Raw genomic sequence first — 17,143 nt, 5'->3', positions numbered from 1 at the left:
CGGCGCCGAGCGCGAGCAGGAAGCTGCGGTCGGGGAGCAGGCCTTCGGAGCCGATGCGGTGGAGCGTCAAGATGTCGGCGTCGGTGAGGCCGCCGCCGGCGCCCTGATAAGCGCGGCTCGAGTCGACGAAGCGGTCGCAGAGCACCCAGGCGCCGCGCTCGAGCGCGGGGCGGATCAGCCGCGCGACATGGTCGGCGCGCGCGGCGGCGAAGAGCAAAGCCTCGCTGCGCGCGTTCCAGCGGTCGTCGCTGCCCTCCATCAGCAGGGTGCGGATCGCCTCGGCGCCGGGGCTGCCGCCGGGTTCGCGCGTGGTGACGATGTCGAGGCCCCGTGCGGCGAGCGCGGCGGCGAGCGCGCGGAGCTGGGTCGACTTGCCGACCCCCTCGCCGCCCTCGAGCGTGATGAAACGGCCGCTCACAGCCCGGTGAGCCGGTAGAAGCCGCTGCGCGCGCGGTCGGTCCAGCCGCCGGGGGCGACGTCGCTCGCGGCGAGCAAGGGCGTGGTCTGCGGCGGCAGGCCGTCGGGGGTGACGACGAGTTCGGCGACGCGGGTGCCGCGTGCGACGGGGGCGGCGACGGGGCTGACGCCGCGCATTGTGGCGCGGTAGCCGCCTTCATACCCGCGCGGGACGGTCATGCGGACAGGAATGGCAGCTTTGGCCTCCAATGTGGGCTTGGCCCCCTTCCCTACCTCGAGCTTGCCGACCTTCGCGCCGGCGGGGACGAGTTCGCGGCCTTCCCACGCGTCGAAGCCCCAGCTCATCAGCCGTTCGGCCTCGTCGCGGCGCGCCTTTTCGCTGTCCATGCCCGCGACGACCATGATCAGGCGGCGGCCATCGCGCTTCGCCGAGCCGAGGAAGCAATAGCCCGCCTCGGCCGTGTGGCCGGTCTTGAGCCCATCGGCGCCGGCGAAGCGGCCGAGGATCGGGTTGCGGTTCGGCTGGACGATCGGCTTGCCGTCGGGCGCGGTGCCGTGCTGGAGCTTCGGGATCGAGAAATAGCGCGTGTAGCCGGCCGGATGATCGCGGATCAGCCGGTCGGCGAGCGTGATGAGGTCGGCGGCCGACACCTGCGTGACGCCGCCGTCGGGCCAGCCGCTGGCGGTGCCGAAACGGCTCGACTTCATGCCAATCTTTTGCGCTACCTCATTCATTCTTTTGACGAAAGCTTCTTCGCTGCCGTCGATGCCGACCGCGAGCGTCGTCGCGGCGTCGTTGCCCGAGACGGTGATCAGCCCCTTGAGCAACTCATCGACGCTGACCTTTTCGCGCGCGCGGAGGAACATCGTCGAGCCGCCGCGGCGCGCGGCCCATTTTTTCCAGGTCGCGTCGTCGACGGTGAAGATCGTGTCGCGCGCGAGTTTGCCGCTTTTGATCAGGTCGAGGACGACATAGGCGGTCATCACCTTCGCCATCGAGGCAGGCGCGAAGCGCTTGTCGGCGCCGCGCGAAAAGAGGATCGCGCCCGAATCGAGATCCTTGAGCATCACGATCGGCGCCTCGGTCACATAGAGCGGGCGGCTGACCGGCGTTGTCGTCTTTTGGGGAGGCGCCTTGGCCGCAGGCGCCTTTTTGGCGGGCGGGTTGGCAGCGGGCGCGGTGCCGGGGACGAGCAGCAGCGCGAGCGCCGCGATCGCGGCACCCCCGGCACTGGTCATGCGGAGTTTGCGACCCGTCATGGGCGGTCAGCGGTCGCGCTGGACCTGTGCGTCGCGGAACCCCTTGGCCTTGGCCTTGCTCGCGGCGCTCGCCGCCTCAGCCTCGCTGGCAAAAGGACCCATGCGCACGCGCCACAGATTGCCCGCCCTAGTCACGGTGCCGCCGACCGATTTCGCGGCGGCATTGGCGCGGGATTCGCTGCTGAACGCGGCGACCTGTACCGCATAGCTGCCCGACGCGGCGGGCGGAGGGGGTGCGGGTTTCGCGGCCGCGGGTTTGGGAGCAGCGGGCTTGGTCGCGGCAGGCTTGGCTGCGGGCGCCTTGGCACCCGGGCCTTCGACGATGAAGCGGTCGCCGCCCGGCGCGGGGGCCGAGGGGGTGGGCTTGCTCGCGGTCGCGGCCGCGACGCCTGCGGGCACCGGCTTGCCCTCGAGCTTCTTGCGCAGGAGGACGAGCAGGCTGTCGGGGGTGTCGAGCCGCGTCGCCACCGCGCCGCCGCTGCGCAATTGCGCGCGTTCGGCCATCGGCGGGCTGGTGCGGCGGACGCGGACCGCGGCGACGCCGCCATTGAGGCCGAGCTGCTGCGCCGCGCCCTTCGACAGGTCGATCAGCCGGTCGTTGGTCATCGGCCCGCGGTCGCTGACGCGCACGACGATGGTCCGCCCGGTGTCGAGCGCGGTAACCTCGACATAGCTGGGCAGCGGCAGCGTCTTGTGCGCGGCGCTGATCCCGTCGGGATTGAAGGGCTCGCCGATCGCGGTGGGCGACCCGGCGAGTTCCTCGCCATACCAGCTCGCATAGCCGACATCGTCATAATCGGGGATATCGGCGGGGGTGTAAGTGGTGCCCGCGACGGTGAAGGGGGCGCCGAGTTTCGGCGGGCCGTCGGTCACCGCACTGCCGCCGGTCGGCGCGGGGCTGGGCCCCGCTACCGGGCCGCTGTCGCGCTTGCCATCGACACTTCCACATCCTGCCAGCAGCACCATGGCCGCGAGCATTACCCCCCCGTTAGCGATCGATTTCATCCGCCAGCAACCCCACAGACAGTGCGTAAAAATTGGAACAATTGTAATCCAGTATCGCACGATAGTTACCGGTGAGCAAATAGGCGGTGCGCCCCGGGCCGTCGGGTTCGAGCAGGGTCGCCTGGACGCGGCCGTCAGGCCAGCGCCCGCCCGCGATCTGGAAGCCGTCGGCGCGCCATTCGGCGACCGAGCGCCAGCGGCTGTGGCGCGCAAAGACGCGCGGGCAGCGCGTCGGCGCCAGCTTGCTGGCGACGCGACCCCGGTCGAAGCCCGCGGGCACGCTGACCGCGACACCCCAGGGCTGGCCGGCACGCCAGCCGGCATTGCGCAGATAGGCGCCGATCGATTCGATCGCGTCGGCCTCGCTCGACCAGATCTCGGCCTTGCCGTCGCCATCGCCATCCTCGGCGACCTTCAGATAGACCGAGGGCAGGAATTGCGGATAGCCGAAGGCGCCCGCCCAGCTGCCCTTGAGCACGCTGCGCGGCACGCCGCGTTCGACCATTTCCATCGTCGCAAGCAGTTCTGGCTCGAACAGGCTGCGGCGGCGCCCTTCATAGGCGAGCGTCGCGAGCGCCTCGGGCAGGTCGAAATTGCCGGTGACCTGGCCATAGGCGGTTTCATGGCCGTAGATGGCGATCATGATGCTGGTCGGCACCCCGGTGCGCGCCTCGATCCGCGACAGCAAGGGCAGCAACCGGTCGTGGACGCGGCGCCCGCCGCCGATGCGCGCGGCGTCGACATGCTTCGCCTTGTACGGGGCGAAGTTCGGGATCGGGGTATCGTTGCTGGGCGGCGCGCCGAGATTGTCGCGGTCGAGCGCGACGACGCGCGGATTGTAGCGCAGCCCGGCGGTGACGCGGTCGAAGGTCGCGCGCGACACGCCGCGCGCCTGCGCCTTGGGCCACAGCGACTGGACATAGGTGTCGAAGCCGGGATTGTCGCTCTGGGCATGGAGCGGGGTCGAGGCCGCCATCGACCAGGCCGAGGCGATCACCGCGGCAAAACCGAGAAAGCGGGCGATTCCAGAAGTTTTCGTGCGCATCATATCCACCCCATAGGCATGATCTGGCACGGATGCACGCGTGCTGAACAGGGGGGCGGGAGACGAGCCGAGTCATAAGCGCGGCGGATGGAGTCGCACGCGCCCCCTGCCCCGCCGCAACAAGGTTTCGCTTGCCGCGCGCGGACGCCGCGTTATGGCGCGGGGCGAGGACAGGTGGCCGAGTGGTTTAAGGCAGCGGTCTTGAAAACCGCCGTGGGTGCAAGCTCACCGTGGGTTCGAATCCCACCCTGTCCGCCAGATTCGTATATCCTGCTGCCGAATTCTTATTGCGATAAATCTCGAAAAACCTTTGGTTTATCCGATTGTTGTTGCCTGCCGTCGATTGTCAATGAGCTACAATTGGGAGGTGATATTGCAAGTATTTGGGGGTCAATCCTTGCGAATCTTCGAGCAGCATGCGGAAGCTGATGCTCAAAGATTGATGATACGAAGAGCGCCGGTCTCATGTGTGCCTCAAGCGTGCGTTGCAACACGAGATAACGCCGGAAGTCCGAAGCAAGAGCTGCCGATGACCGCTTAGGGCCTGTCCCCATCTTCTGCTTGGCGAACAATGGTCACCGTAGCCGCTGATGTGGTATTCGATCGATATGGCTAGAAACGAACTCGAAATTGGAAGGCGCTATTTTTGCAGAGAGGAAACGAGCGGGAAAAGGTATTCCGGTATCTTGTATCTCGATGATGACGATATGGTAGCGGAACTGCACGCGTTCGATGAACATCTTAGTGGCGAGTTCGACGATCTTCTGGTGGTTCGGCTAGAGAATATCAGGCGTTCGCCAAATCGGTCTACGCGATGGAGGCCCTTTGCTATCTTCTCACGATCAAAGATTTACCAATGTTGACTGAGGGAGCGAAGCGCGCAGCGGGGCAATTGATCGTGATCAACTATCGCAGCTATCACATTATCAGCTAACGGCTGCGTTAGGCCGCCTTGCTACTCCCCCGTTGAGCCCCCCTTTGTAGTTGTGCAGCAATTGGGCGCGATACGCATGGCCCGGTAGCCCAGCAAGGTGCGAGACGCGGGAGGCGGTGCTGAAATACATCGTGTCTCGATCAGGATTTCCTGATTTGATCACACCTGACAGTCATTCGGAGCCCAAGTCAGGCGTCAGCATTTCGGTGACGGAAAGCGCCGTTCGTTAGTTACAACCGCCGCATCTTCAGCCACCCCGCCTCCCCCGTCCACGTGCGCTTGAGCGCCGCATCGGCCGCCGCGGCCTCGGCCTTGTTGCCGAGCTTCGTCTCGGTCATCTTCAGCCCGTAGAGCGCCCAGCCGTCGTTGGGTGCTTCGAACAGCGCCTTGCGGAAGGCGGCGCGGGCGTCTTCATAGCGGCGCGCCGAATAGAGCGCGGCGCCGCGCGACTGGGCGACGGGGAAATACCAGATCGGCGGTTCGTTATAGGGGATGGTCGCCTCGATCCTTTCGGCTTCCTCGAACAGCGCGACCGCCTTCATCGGCTCACCGCGCCAATGCGCCTGACGCCCCTCGGCGACGAGTGTCGCGAGGCGGATGACGTCGGGCGCGGGGAAGCCGAGGGCGACCATTGATGTAACCGCAGGCGACTTTTCCAGCTCGCGCATCGCGGTAATTTCGACGGCGAAGTCCTTGTCGTTGCGCAATTCGGCATAGGCTATCGCGCGGGCATAGTGGCGCATCGCCTCGACATAGGCGAGGTCGGACGGCTGCTGCGTGCCCGCCAATATCTCCCCCGGGGCGGCATATTGGGCGAGCGCGAAGGACGGTGCGGCGTGGATCGCCTGCACCCACGGCAGGCCGCGGGCGGTTTCGGTGTCGAGGATGCGCCGCAGCCGCTTCGTTTCGGCCATCACGCTGTCCATGTCGCCGACCATCTGCGCCGAGGTGAGCAGGAAATGGACATTGTGCGGATAATAGCCGTAGCGATAGAGCGCGTCGTCGCCGACGAGCGCCAGATATTGCTCATCGGCGCGCGCGGCGAGCAGGTTCGCCTGCATCGAATCGGCGTAGCGCCCGGTGCGATAATAGATGTGCGACGGCATATGGACGAGGTGGCCGAGAATCGCGGGCGCCTGCTCCACCAACCGGTCGGCCGCCGCCTCGGCCTTCGCCGGCTGCGCGGCCTCCATCAGGTGGATATAGAGGTGCGACGCCTGCGGATGCGCGGGGTTGCGTGCGATGACCGCCTCGACGAGGGCGATGGCGCGCGACAGGCGATCGTTGAGCGGGGTCTTTTCGGGGGTCCAGTAGTTCCAGGGGCTGGTGTTCATCACCGCCTCGGCGGCGAGGATCGCGATATCGTCGTTCGCGGGAAAGCGCGTCGCGGCGGCGAGCATCGCGTCGGCATAGGCAAGGTCGAGCGCGGCGCGGTCGCTGCCCTCCGCCGTCGAATAGCGCAGCAATTGCGCCTCGATCAGCGCGCGTTCCTCGGGCGCGACGGTCGGCAGCGCAGCCTTTGCCTGTTCGAGTGCGGCGAGCGCGGCGCGGTTGCCGGCATCGTCCATGCCGGCGTTGATATTGGGACCGTTGGCGAGCGCCTCGCCCCACCAGCACATCACGCACGCCGGATCAAGCCGCCGCGCCTCGCGGAACGAACGGATCGCGCCGGCGTGGTTGAAACCATAAGCGAGGAGCAGGCCCTGGTCGAAATAGCGGCGCGCGTCGCCCGCGAGCTTGCCCGCGGGCACCTGCGTCTGCGGGATGTCGGCGAGCAGCGGCATGGCGGTGGTGCCGCCGCCGGCGGGGGTGTCGGCGATATAGCGGCGCGCCATCGCGAGGCGGCGCTCGCGCGTCGCGCTGTCGCTGTCGGGGCGGCAGGCGAGCCGCCCGGCGCGGGTCGGGTCGAGCGCGGCGAGCGTCGCTTCGGAAAAGACCGGCCGCTCGGCGGCGCTGGAGATGGTGACCGCCATCGCGGCGGTGGTGGCGAACGTAAGAAGCTTGAACATCGGCGTGGCCCCCCGTGCTCCGGATGGGCGCGAGGCTATACCTGTGCCGGGGCCTTGTCCATGCGGGGGCGCTAGCGCGCCTCGACGGTCAGATGCGCGATTTCGGGGATGGCCTTGAGGTGGCGGCGGATGCTCTCGCAATCGCCGCCCTCGACCGAGACGATCGCGGCATGCGCGGCGGGGCCGACGCGCCAGACGTGGAGGTCGGCGACGCGGATATCGGGATGCGCGGCGAGGAGGGCGCGGATCTTCGCCTCGAGCGCCGGCTCGCTGCTGTCGAGCAGCACCGCGGCGGTGTCGCGGATCAGCGACCAGGCCCATACCGCGATGACGACCGAGCCGACGATGCCGATCACCGGATCGAGCCACACCCAGCCAAGATAGCGCCCGCCGAGCAGCGCCGCGATCGCCATCACCGAGGTCAGCGCGTCGGCGAGGACATGGACATAGGCCGAGCGCATATTGTTGTCGCTGTGGTGCGCGGGCTTGGCATGATCGTGATCGTGATCGTGATCGTGATCGTGGCGATGGTCGTGGCCGTGATGGTGGCCATGGCCCGGGCCATGGCTGTGCCCGCCGCCGAGCAGCACCGCGCAGACGATATTCACGACGAGGCCGATGACGGCGACGACGGTGGCATCCATGAAATCGACGGGGCGCGGGTCGAGCAGCCGCTGCGCCGATTCGAACGCGATGCCGAGCGCGACGAAGCCGAGGATCAGCGCCGAGGCGAAGCCCGCAAGGTCGCCGACCTTGCCCGTGCCGAAGCTGTAGCGTGGATTGCGGGCATGCTTGCGCGCATAGGCATAGGCGATCGCGGCGATGCCGAGCGCGCCGGCGTGGGTCGCCATATGGAAGCCGTCGGCGAGCAACGCCATCGAGTTGAAGGCGAGCCCCGCGACGATCTCCGCCACCATCATCACCGCGGTGATCGCGACGACCCACAGAGTGCGGCGGCCATTCTCGTCATGCCCGGCGCCGAGGAAGACATGGTCGTGGGTCAGATCGTCGATCTGGCTGTCGAGGGACATGGACGGGTCCTATTTCGCGTAGCGGCGGGTGGCGAGGATGAGGTCCTCGGCGGCTTCGGCGCGTTCGTCGTCGCTGAGGCCGGGGCGCGCGAGATGCTCGCGGACATGTTCCTCGACGAGCTCGTCGGCAAGCCCGCCGACCGCGCCGCGTACCCCCGCGACCTGATGGAGCACCGCCGAGCAGCCGGCGTCGTCGGCGATCGCCTTTTCGATCGCGGCGACCTGCCCCGCGATGCGGCGGACGCGGGCGAGGAGCTTGTCCTTGCTGGATTTGAGATGGGCCATAGGATAGCCCCCTACCCTATATTGCGCAGGAAGGGAATGCGAAAAGCGGGTGCGACCGGGCGTTGGCGGTTCGCCTTTGCGCGGGCGCGGTGATAGGCTGGCGCGATGACACGCCTTCTCTCCCTCGCCGCCGCGCTCGCGCTTCTTCCCATCCACGGCGCGTGGGCCGCCGAACCCGCCGCGCCCGTTTATGGCGAACGGCTCGAAGGTTTCGCCTATCCTTATCCCGTGCAGCGCTTCGCCTTCAGCTCGCAGGGCAAGGCGATCGAGATGGCCTATATGGACGTGCCGCCGTCGGGCGCCGCCAATGGCCGGATCGCGGTGTTGCTTCATGGCAAGAATTTCTGCGGCGCGACGTGGGAGGCGACGATCGCCAGGCTCGCGGGAGCGGGTTTCCGCGTGATCGTGCCCGACCAGGTCGGCTTCTGCGCCTCGACCAAGCCGGTCGGCTATCAGTTCAGCTTCCAGCAGCTTGCGGCGAACACCAACGCCTTGCTCGCCTCGCTCGGTGCCCGGCGCGTGACGCTGATCGGTCATTCGATGGGCGGGATGCTCGCGGCGCGCTATGCGCTGAGCTATCCCGAAGGCGTGGCGCAGCTCGTGATGGTCAACCCGATCGGGCTCGAGGACTGGCAGGCGGCGGGGGTGCCCTATGCGTCGATCGACCAGCTCTATGCCGGCGAGCGCAAGACGAGCCGCGAGACGATCAAGGCCTATCAGCTTCGCTTCTATTACGACGGGCAGTGGAAACCCGACTATGACCGCTGGGTCGATATGCAGGCGGGGCTCTATGCGGGGCCGGGCAAGGACGTCGTTGCGATGAACCAGGCGCAGACGTCGGAGATGCTGTTCACCCAGCCCGTCGTCCATGAATTCCCGCGCATCGCGGTGCCGACCCTGCTGCTGATCGGCGGCAAGGACCGTACCGCGCCGGGTGCAAACCGCGCGCCGAAGGAGATTGCGGCAACGCTGGGCGACTATCCCGCGCTGGGACGCCGCACCGCGAAGGCGATCCCGAACGCGGTACTGGTCGAATTTCCCGAGCTCGGCCACTCGCCACAGGTCGAGGCGCCCGACCGCTTCCATGACGCGCTGCTGAAGGGGCTGGCGGACGCGGGTTGACCCCGACACCGCGCCTAGTGCGCGGCGACTTTCGAGAAGAGGTTCATCACCGCTACCCCTGCGATGATCAGCGCCATGCCGATGACCGCGGGAGCGTCGAGCTTCTGCCCCTGAAACGCCCAGGCGACCGCGGCGATCAGCACGATGCCGGCACCCGACCAGATCGCATATGCGATGCCGGTCGGGATGGTGCGCAGCGTGAGCGACAGAAAGTAGAAGGCGATGGCGTAGCCGATCACGGTGACGATCGAGGGGACCAGCTTCGTAAAGCCTTCCGACCATTTGAGGCACGAGGTCGCGATGACCTCCGCCACGATCGCCAGCGCGAGATAGAGATAGTTCATCGCCCTCTCCTATCCCCGGATCGTCAGCCGATCCAGCCTGCGGCCTGCGCGAGCACCCACAGGCCGATGACGAGGAACAGTCCAGCCGCGACCCTGCGCACGGTGTCGAGGTTGACGCGCTTCAGGAGTTCATGACCGAGGAAGATCGCCGGGACGTTGGCGATCATCATGCCGAGCGTCGTGCCCGCCGTGACCAGCGGAACGCTGTGATACTGCGCGCCGAGCGCGATCGTCGCGACCTGCGTCTTGTCGCCCATCTCGACGAGGAAAAAGGCGATCAGCGTGGTGAGGAAGGCGCCGAAGCGCGGCTTGGGAGCTTCGTCATCGTCGAACTTGTCGGGGACGAGCGTCCAGGCGGCCATCGCGATAAAGCTGAGGCCGATCGCGTAGCGGAACCATGCGCTGTCGAGAAAAGATGCCGCCGAGGCGCCGAGCAGCGCGGCGAGCGCATGGTTGGCGAGCGTCGCGACGAGGATTCCGAATATGATCGGGGCGGGCTTGTTGAAGCGCGTCGCGAGCAGGATCGCGAGCAATTGCGTCTTGTCGCCGATTTCGGCGAGCGCGACGACGGCAGTCGAGGTGAAGAGGGCTTCCATATACGGACTCCGGGGCCGGGCGGCGTAGCAAGAACAACGGACATCGATTCCCGCCGCCCGGCCCGGACGTGGGGTCGATGCCATTGGTCTCGCCCAAGCGGTGCTCCCGCTTCCATCGCACCACGGCCTCTCGACCGAGTATGTTGACACGATGGCCCGTCCCGAACGGACGGCTGGCTACTCCCCAGATGACTCAGGCGCGTTAGACGGGGCCGCTGCCGGAGGCAAGGCTTTTGGCTCGCCCTCCCCCGCATCCTTTGCGGCCTTGTCGGCGGCGGCGATGTCGGCGTCCATCGCCTTGGCGCGCGCGTCGATTTCCTTCGAAGCCTTGTCGAAGCGATCCTCGAACTTCGGCTCCTCCTTGCAGGCTGCGAGGAGCAGGGGCAGCAGGAGCAGCGCGACGCGCATCAATAATCCTTGCGGTAGCGGATGCTGAAATTGGTCTGGCCCGACCCGCCCGCCTGGCTGAGGATCGAGAGCGCCGGGGTCAGGCTGATTTCAAGCTGGGTCGCGGTATAGCCGCGACCGTCGGTAATGACCTCGAGATAGATGTCGTTGGTGATATGCTGGCCCGCGGCGAGCGCGGTGCCGCGGCCCTGCGTATCGTCGGGACCGAGGACGCGAAGCCGGTCGATGCCCGTCGCCGATTGCAGCGCGCCGAGCGGGCTGAGCCCGCCGCTGCCGCGCAGCGCGTTGAGCGAGGCGGCGAGCTGGACCGCCTGCAGCGGCGACAGCGCGGTAATCGAGTCGCCGAACAGGATACGCGACACGATTTCGTCCTGCGGCAGGCCGGGGACGCTGGAGAAGGTGATCTGCGGATTCTGGGCGCGGCCCGAGACGTTCACCGTGACGGTGACCTCCTCGATCGTGTCGGTCGCGATCAGCCGGATCGACGGATCGAAGGCGTCGCCGGTCGGGAAGGTCACACGGCCTTCCGAGAGTTCGAACGAACGCCCCGCGAAGCCGAGGGTGCCGCGCACCAACTCGATCTCGCCGGTGACGCGCGGTGCCTGTGTCGTGCCCTTCAGCGTGACGTCGGCCTGCCATTCGGATTCGAGCCCCATGCCGCTGACATAGATTTCGTCGCCCGCGCGCAGGCGGATGTCGAGCCGGATCAGGTCGAACAGGCTGCCGCCGACCGACGCGAGACCGTCGCCGCTGACCCGCGGGCGCCCGGCGGGCGGCTTGCGGCGGACGCCGGTAAGCACCGGCACGCTGGCCGCGCCCTGACGCACGATCTTGTAACGTGTTTCGGGGAGGCGCAGGTCGCCCGACAGCAAGGCGGTCTGGCCCGCGACTTTTTCGAGGCTGAGCGTGCCGGTCGCACGCGCGGCCAGATTGTCGCTGCGTGCGAGACGGGCGTTGTCGAGCGTCGCGTCGATCTTCATCGGATAGCCGCTGTCGGCGGCAAGGCTGACATAGCCCGATGCCTTGACCGTGCCGTCGCCGGCGGTTGCGGTCATCTGTTCGATTTCGAGGCGGTCGCCCGAGAAGCGGCCGTTGACGACGACGTTGGTGAGCCGCGTGCCATAGGTCAGATTTTCATAGGTCAGCGCGTTGCCGCGGATGACGCCGTTCAGGCACGGCGCCGACAGTCGGCAACTGAAATCGGCGGCGACGCCGATCGGTCCCGCGACGCGCTGGTCGCCCGAGCCGACGAAGGAGAAGAGCGTGTCGGCGGGACCGTTGTAGCGGATGCCGCCGCTGAGCGGTGCGGCCTGAAGCCGCGTCATCCAGGATCCGGCGCCGGGCGGCAACGGGCGCAGCGAGGCTTGCAGCCGGCCGATCACGCTGCCGCGCTTGCGCATCACCGCGCTGGCGGTGCCGCCGTCGGCGAGCAGTTTGCCCGCAAAAGTAACGTCGACCGGCTGGCTGACGGTCGCCGCGGTGGTGCGGGTGAAATCGTCGATCGTCAGCCGCGCGTCGGCGCGTGGGAAGCTGTCGGCATTGGCCTGTTCGAAATCGAGGCTGCCGGTCGCCCGCCCGCCGAGGCCAAGATCGGGGTAGACCGCATTGAACATCGCAAGATTGACGCGGTCGAGCCGGCTCTGGAGCATGATGCCGTCGCCGAAACGCCCCGCGAGCCGCGCACTGCTGCCGCGGCCGAAATCGATATTGGTCGGCAGCAGTTCATAGCCGTCCTTGCCGGGGATGATGCGCGCCGGGCTGGTGGTACGGAAATTGATGCCGGTGGCGCGGCCCTGGACCGAGGCGCGCCACAGGTTCGGCTGAAGATCGGCATTGGCGGCGATGCGGAAGGGCACGCCGCTGGTTCCCTCGACCAGCGCCTGCGCCTTGCCGGTGCCATTCTGGTAATCGATCTTCACGCGCCCGACCGCGATGTTGAAATCGCGGATCTGCGTCTGCGCGACCTGGATATCGGCGATGATGCGCGGCTGGTCGTAGAGGATGACGTCGGCATCGACGATCGCCGAACCGATCGCGAGCTTCGCCGGCCCGGGCAGCACGACGTCATTCGCGCGGACGTTGATCGCCGCCGCCTGATATTCGCCCGCGGCGCTGAGCCGGACCAGCCCGCCGAGGCCCTGTCCCGACGCGTCGAGCTGGCCGACGAAGGGGCCGGCGGCGCTCTGGACGAGGCGGCCCTTGAAACCGATGCCCGACAGGTCGCCACGCTCGACGTCGATCGTCAGCGGACCCTTTGCGGTGAGCAGCACGACATCGGCGGCGAGCGGGCCATAGTCGGTGTCGCCGGTGGCCGCGAGGCGATAGCCGCCGGTCGCGCCGGTGATCCGCGCGACGAGGTTCTGGAGCCCGATGCCGAGCCCCGGACGATCGGCGGTGAGCGTGGCGCGCGGATCGGTGATCGTCCCGGCGAGTTGCAGCCCGAGCGGGCCATATTGGGTCGAGGAGGCGTGCGCGACGATCTGGATCTGGCCGTTGGGATTGTAACTCCCCTGCCCGCTGGTCACCCGCATCAAGGGCGCGTTGAGCCGCAGGTTCGAGAAGCGGATGACGCCGTCGGTGCCGTAGCGCACGTCGCTCGACGCCGTCGCATTGCCGCCAAGGACGTTGCGCACGCCCGAATTGAAAAGCTGCGTCGAGCGGGCGCGGACGCGGCCGACGATTTCGAACCCGCCGTTCGGCGCGGTCTTGAGGTCGGCGTCGGTGTCGATGTCAAAGACGCCGACGCTTTCGATGCGATAATCGTCGATCCGCCCGTCGATCGCGCCGGTGTAGAAGCCGCGATTGAGGTCGGCGATCAATATCGCCTTGGCGTCGATGCGGCTCGAGCGCAGGCGCATATTGTCGCTGAGCAGGCGACCGTCCTTGTACGCGAGGTCGCCGTCGAGGCGGACGTTGACGAGCGCGCCGCCGGCGACGGTGTCGAGCCCGCGGATGCGCGTCGCGCGGCCCGCGACGGGAATGATGATCTGGTCGGGATCGACGCGCGCCTTGCCGGTCAGGCTCAGCGCCTCGATCACGATATCGTTGACCGCGAGGCTGGTGGCGTTCGCCTGATATTCGACCGTCGGCAGGCGGAACTCGCCGTCGAGCCGGGCATTGGCGCGCAGTCCGCTGCCACGCACATAGGGCGCGACCGCGCCGGGCTTGAGCAGCACGAAGGCGATTTGCAGCCCGTCGTAACGGCTGGTGCCGAGGTCGATGCCGCCGCTGAGCCCGACGCGCGCTGCGTCGGAGGCGATGCGGCCGTCGAGATCGACCTTGCGTTCGTCGAGGCGCGCGATGAGGTCGATCGCGGTCTCGGGCGCGAGCAGGTCGGCGGCGGGCCCGGCGGCGAGCAGGCGCGCGGGCTGTGCGGTGCCCTTGATCGCGAAGGTGCCGTCGCGCGCGGCGAGGCCGAGGCGCGCGAGCGGCTGGGTGCCGAGATTGCCGGTGAGCGTGCCGGTCCAGGCCTTCCAGTCGCCCTTGCCCGACAGCTTGGCGGTCAGCGGCTCCTTGAACCCGCCCATCGCGGCGAGGACGCCGCCCTGCGGTGCATTGATATCGAGATCGACCGCGAGGCGGTTGGATTCGGGAACGGCGTCGAGGATCAGCGCGAGCTTGTCACCCTTGGCATCGGCGCCGATCGTTTCGGCGTTGGCGGTGACCTGCGCGCGGCGATCGGCGATCGCGACCTTGCCCGCGATGCGCGCTTCCTGCCGCTGGCCCGCGACCGGGGCTTCGAAGATGAAGCGATCAACCTGCAATCTGGCGATGTCGATATCGATGTCGGGAAGCAAAGGCTCGCCGGTGTCGGGGACCGGCTTGAAGGCGGGGATCCGCTGCATCGTGATCGTCCGTGCGCTCGCCGAGCGGATATCGATATGGTTCGAGAAATAGGCGAAGGGCCGCCAGTCGACCTTGACCTCGGGCGAGCGGATGAAGACGCCCTTGGGATCGGAGATCGTCAGGTCGCGGATCGACATCGCGCCGAACAGCGAGCCGTCGAGCCGGCCGATGCCGATCTTCATCCCGTTTTCGAATTCATATTTCTCGATCTGGGTGACGACGAAGCGGCGCCCGGCGTCGCTGTTGAGCCCGATCAGGAACAGGCCGACGAGCGCGACGAGGCCGAGGATCGCGATGCCCGCCCAGCGCGCGATGCGGCGCGGCCAACCCGGCTTCGCCTTCGGCGGCGGCGGGGTGTCGTCGAAGGCGTCGGTGTCGGCCATCAGAAGGCTTGCCCGATCGAGACATAGACGCTGACGCGTCCTTCGCCGGGCTGGCGGTTGATCGGGGTCGCGACGTCGAGGCGCATCGGGCCGAAATTGGTGTAGAAACGCCCGCCGATGCCGACGCCGTAGCGCAGGTTCGAGAAGTCAGGGGTCGAGCCGGTGTAGACCTGTCCCGCGTCGACGAAGCCGACGACGCCGTAATTGCCGAAGCGATAACGCGCCTCGACCGCCGCTTCGTTGACGCTGCGGCCGCCGATCGGGTCGTTGTTGGGGTCCTTGGGGCCGAGCTGCTGGTATCCGAAGCCGCGTACCGAGCCGCCGCCGCCGGCGTAGAAACGCCGCGAGGGCGCAATATTCTGGCGCGAGGAGCCGAGGATTGAACCGACGCGGACGCGGCCCGCGAGCACGATGCTGTCGGTGACCGGATAATAGCCGCTGACGTCGACGCGCGCGCGGGCATAGGGCGAGAAATCGCCGCTCAGCGATCCTTCGGGCTGGAGCAGCCCGGTGATGCGGAAACCCTTGGTCGGGTTGAGCAGGCTGTCGCTGCGGTCGATGCCGAGCTGGCCGGTCACACCCGCGATATAATAGAGGCTGCGGTCGCGGGCGCCGAGCAGGAAGCTGTAGTCGTCTTCGCTCGTCGCGATCAGGTCGAGCCCATAGGCGTAGGTGATCTTCTTCTGCCAGATCGGGGTGGATTCGCGGCTGACGCGGAAGCCGACGCGCCCGGTGAGCGCCTCGAAGGCGTCGTAGTTGCTGCGCGACGCCTCGGCGACGAGTTCGAAGGTGCGATCGCGGCGCCCGGCGTTCGAGCGGCGGAAAGTCACACCGAGCGCCTGTTCCTTCGTGCCCGCGAGGCCGCGGACGATCAGCGCGCCTTCGGGCGGGAAGAGGTTGCGATGCGTCCAACTGCCCTCGACGCGGATGCCCTCGCCCGTGCCATAGCCCGCGCTGGCGGCGAGCGTGCGCGGCGGGCCGGTCTCCTGCGTCACCAGCGTCGTCACATATTCGGTATCGTCGCCCGCGCTCTCGCCGGTCTTTTTGGCCTCGACCGACACCGTCGAGAACAGTCCGGTCGCGACGAGCGCTTGGCGAAGGTCGTCGGCCATCCGGCTGTCGTAGAGGTCGCCGCGCTTGAAGCGCGCGAGCAGTTCGACATGCTCGACGTCGAAGGCGAGATTGCCCGTCGTTTCGAAGCCGCCGAAGCGCGCACGCGGGCCGATATCGACGGGCAAGGTGTAGACACCGTCGCCGGTCGCGCCGTCGAGCAATATGTCGCGCTGGCCGACGACCGCGAAGGGATAGCCTTCCTCGGGCAGTTTGAGCGCGATCGCCGCCTCCGCACCCTGGACGCGCTGCGCGACGATCGGTTCGCCGATCGCGAGCGGGAAATTGTCGGCGATCAGCGTCGGCGGCACCGTCGGCGCGGCGTTGATGACGATGTCCGAGAGCGTGTAGCGCTTGCCCGGGACGACATCGATGATCGCGATCAGCGAACGCGGGCGCCGAGGCTGTGCCGGTTCCGCCGATGCCGCCGGCGTGGCCGCTCCTTGGCGGTCGCCACGTCCATTGCCGTTAGCATTATCGTTCCCGTCGCCCCCGCTGCGGTCGATGCGCGTTTCGACGCGGGCGTCATAATAGCCTTCGGACGCGAGGATGCGCTGCATCAGGTCGGCGTCGGCGGTCAGCCGCGCGCGGACCATCGAGGCATTGGCTGCTTCGCCGTCGCCGTCGTAGAGCGCCGACAGGTCGCCGAACAGGTCGGCGAGATCGGCGTCGGTGCCGTCGTCGGCGGGCGCGAGGCCGTTGACCTGTACCGTATAGGCGATCTTGACCGTCTCGTCGGCGGACTCGGGTTCGGCAAATTCGACGGGCTCCACATTGAAGCTTTCGAGCGGCGGCAGCGGTGCGGCGAGTTCGGCGTCGTTGATCGGCGCGTCGCCGATCGCCTCGACCGGGTCGCCGTCGGCGAGCGCCGGCGTCGGCGCGGGTTCGGAACCAGGCGGCGCGTTGCCCTGCGCCGCGGCCTTGGCGGCCTGCTTTGCCTCGAAATCGGCGATCGATTCGAGCGGCACGTTCAGCTCGGGGTCGTCCTCGGCCGAAATCTTCGGAATCGAGCGGTCGAACTCGTCATCCTCGATGATCGGTTCGACCGGCGGGAAGACCGCGTCGGGCGGCGGCGGGGTGGGTTTCGCCATCTCGGTATCGGCGAGCGTTTCGGTGACCGGCGGCGGTTCGGGCGCGTCCTGCGCAAAAGCCGCGCTTGCCGAGAGACCGAGCAGCGAAGCCGAAAGCGCGAGTAGCGGGCGCAAGGTGGCGCGTGCCGCGGGCCGGCGGTTGATTATGCGAGGATTTTCAGAAATTTGCATGTGCCGGCCGCCGTTCATCGGCTTGTGACCCGCAGCAGCGTGCGGCGCAACCGGATTCTCGCGCGATGCGATGGATGGTTGGCGAT

13 protein-coding genes and 1 tRNA gene are annotated in these 17,143 nt (G+C 67.7%); 2 read left to right on the top strand and 12 right to left on the bottom strand.

Annotated elements, in window-relative coordinates; translation table 11 throughout:
* From tmk to B1A78_RS07925, 4 genes are all read right to left on the bottom strand, one after another.
* Positions 1 to 418, bottom strand: a 418-nt coding sequence (gene tmk, locus B1A78_RS07940) for a dTMP kinase (RefSeq protein WP_077146435.1), incomplete at its 3' end; no start/stop codon positions are given.
* The gene (locus B1A78_RS07935) at positions 415 to 1,656 is read right to left on the bottom strand and encodes a D-alanyl-D-alanine carboxypeptidase family protein (protein ID WP_077146434.1); all 1,242 of its coding nucleotides are present in this window, start codon (positions 1,654 to 1,656) and stop codon (positions 415 to 417) included. The genes B1A78_RS07935 and tmk, both read right to left, overlap by 4 nt.
* 27 nt (positions 1,657 to 1,683) lie before the next feature.
* A complete protein-coding gene (locus B1A78_RS07930; protein WP_256837522.1) occupies positions 1,684 to 2,655 on the bottom strand; it encodes a septal ring lytic transglycosylase RlpA family protein in 972 nt (323 codons plus the stop codon).
* A gap of 10 nt (positions 2,656 to 2,665) precedes the next feature.
* Positions 2,666 to 3,727 (bottom strand): lytic transglycosylase domain-containing protein, encoded by a 1,062-nt coding sequence (locus B1A78_RS07925; RefSeq protein WP_372236869.1) that lies wholly within the window; start codon positions 3,725 to 3,727, stop codon positions 2,666 to 2,668.
* Positions 3,728 to 3,895: 168 nt separating this feature from the next.
* On the opposite strand from B1A78_RS07925, the gene B1A78_RS07920 reads away from it, so the two are divergent.
* Positions 3,896 to 3,985: transfer RNA gene (locus B1A78_RS07920), tRNA-Ser, on the top strand.
* Between the two features lie 906 nt (positions 3,986 to 4,891).
* Here the strand turns inward: B1A78_RS07920 and B1A78_RS07915 are convergent.
* The 3 genes from B1A78_RS07915 to B1A78_RS07905 all read right to left on the bottom strand — a co-directional run bounded on the left by B1A78_RS07915 (position 4,892) and on the right by B1A78_RS07905 (position 7,986).
* Positions 4,892 to 6,670 (bottom strand): hypothetical protein, encoded by a 1,779-nt coding sequence (locus B1A78_RS07915; protein WP_077146431.1) that lies wholly within the window; start codon positions 6,668 to 6,670, stop codon positions 4,892 to 4,894.
* Positions 6,671 to 6,741: 71 nt separating this feature from the next.
* Positions 6,742 to 7,701 carry a CDF family Co(II)/Ni(II) efflux transporter DmeF gene (gene dmeF, locus B1A78_RS07910; protein ID WP_077146430.1) on the bottom strand — a complete coding sequence of 320 codons (960 nt, stop codon included), beginning with the start codon at positions 7,699 to 7,701 and terminating at the stop codon, positions 6,742 to 6,744.
* A 9-nt stretch (positions 7,702 to 7,710) separates the two neighbouring features.
* Complete coding sequence (locus tag B1A78_RS07905; RefSeq protein WP_077146429.1) at positions 7,711 to 7,986, bottom strand: metal/formaldehyde-sensitive transcriptional repressor; 276 nt, start codon at positions 7,984 to 7,986, stop codon at positions 7,711 to 7,713.
* A gap of 105 nt (positions 7,987 to 8,091) precedes the next feature.
* Here B1A78_RS07905 and B1A78_RS07900 point away from each other — a divergent pair, with 105 nt between their 5' ends.
* Positions 8,092 to 9,108 (top strand): alpha/beta fold hydrolase, encoded by a 1,017-nt coding sequence (locus B1A78_RS07900; RefSeq protein ID WP_077146428.1) that lies wholly within the window; start codon positions 8,092 to 8,094, stop codon positions 9,106 to 9,108.
* Positions 9,109 to 9,122: 14 nt separating this feature from the next.
* On the opposite strand, the gene B1A78_RS07895 is transcribed toward B1A78_RS07900, so the two are convergent.
* The 5 genes from B1A78_RS07895 to B1A78_RS07875 form a co-directional block, all read right to left on the bottom strand.
* Positions 9,123 to 9,452: an SMR family transporter gene (locus B1A78_RS07895; protein ID WP_077146427.1), complete on the bottom strand. Its 330-nt coding sequence runs from the start codon at positions 9,450 to 9,452 to the stop codon at positions 9,123 to 9,125.
* Between the two features lie 23 nt (positions 9,453 to 9,475).
* Entirely contained in the window at positions 9,476 to 10,048 is a 573-nt protein-coding gene (locus B1A78_RS07890) for a TMEM165/GDT1 family protein (protein WP_077146426.1), read from the bottom strand.
* A gap of 177 nt (positions 10,049 to 10,225) precedes the next feature.
* On the bottom strand, positions 10,226 to 10,456 hold the full coding sequence (locus B1A78_RS07885; RefSeq protein ID WP_077146425.1) for a hypothetical protein: 231 nt from the start codon (positions 10,454 to 10,456) through the stop codon (positions 10,226 to 10,228).
* Complete coding sequence (locus B1A78_RS07880; RefSeq protein WP_077146424.1) at positions 10,456 to 14,685, bottom strand: translocation/assembly module TamB domain-containing protein; 4,230 nt, start codon at positions 14,683 to 14,685, stop codon at positions 10,456 to 10,458. Before B1A78_RS07880 ends, B1A78_RS07885 begins: the two co-directional genes overlap by 1 nt.
* On the bottom strand, positions 14,685 to 17,057 hold the full coding sequence (locus B1A78_RS07875) for a BamA/TamA family outer membrane protein (RefSeq protein ID WP_083733955.1): 2,373 nt from the start codon (positions 17,055 to 17,057) through the stop codon (positions 14,685 to 14,687). The genes B1A78_RS07880 and B1A78_RS07875 overlap by 1 nt, the downstream gene beginning before the upstream one ends.
* Between the last annotated feature and the right edge of the window lie 86 nt (positions 17,058 to 17,143).

The organism is Sphingopyxis sp. KK2, from assembly GCF_001990265.1.
In the GTDB taxonomy this organism is placed as follows: Bacteria; Pseudomonadota; Alphaproteobacteria; order Sphingomonadales; family Sphingomonadaceae; genus Sphingopyxis.
Note: the sequence above shows the minus strand (reverse complement) of the source record. Positions and strands in the feature narration are given on the sequence as shown.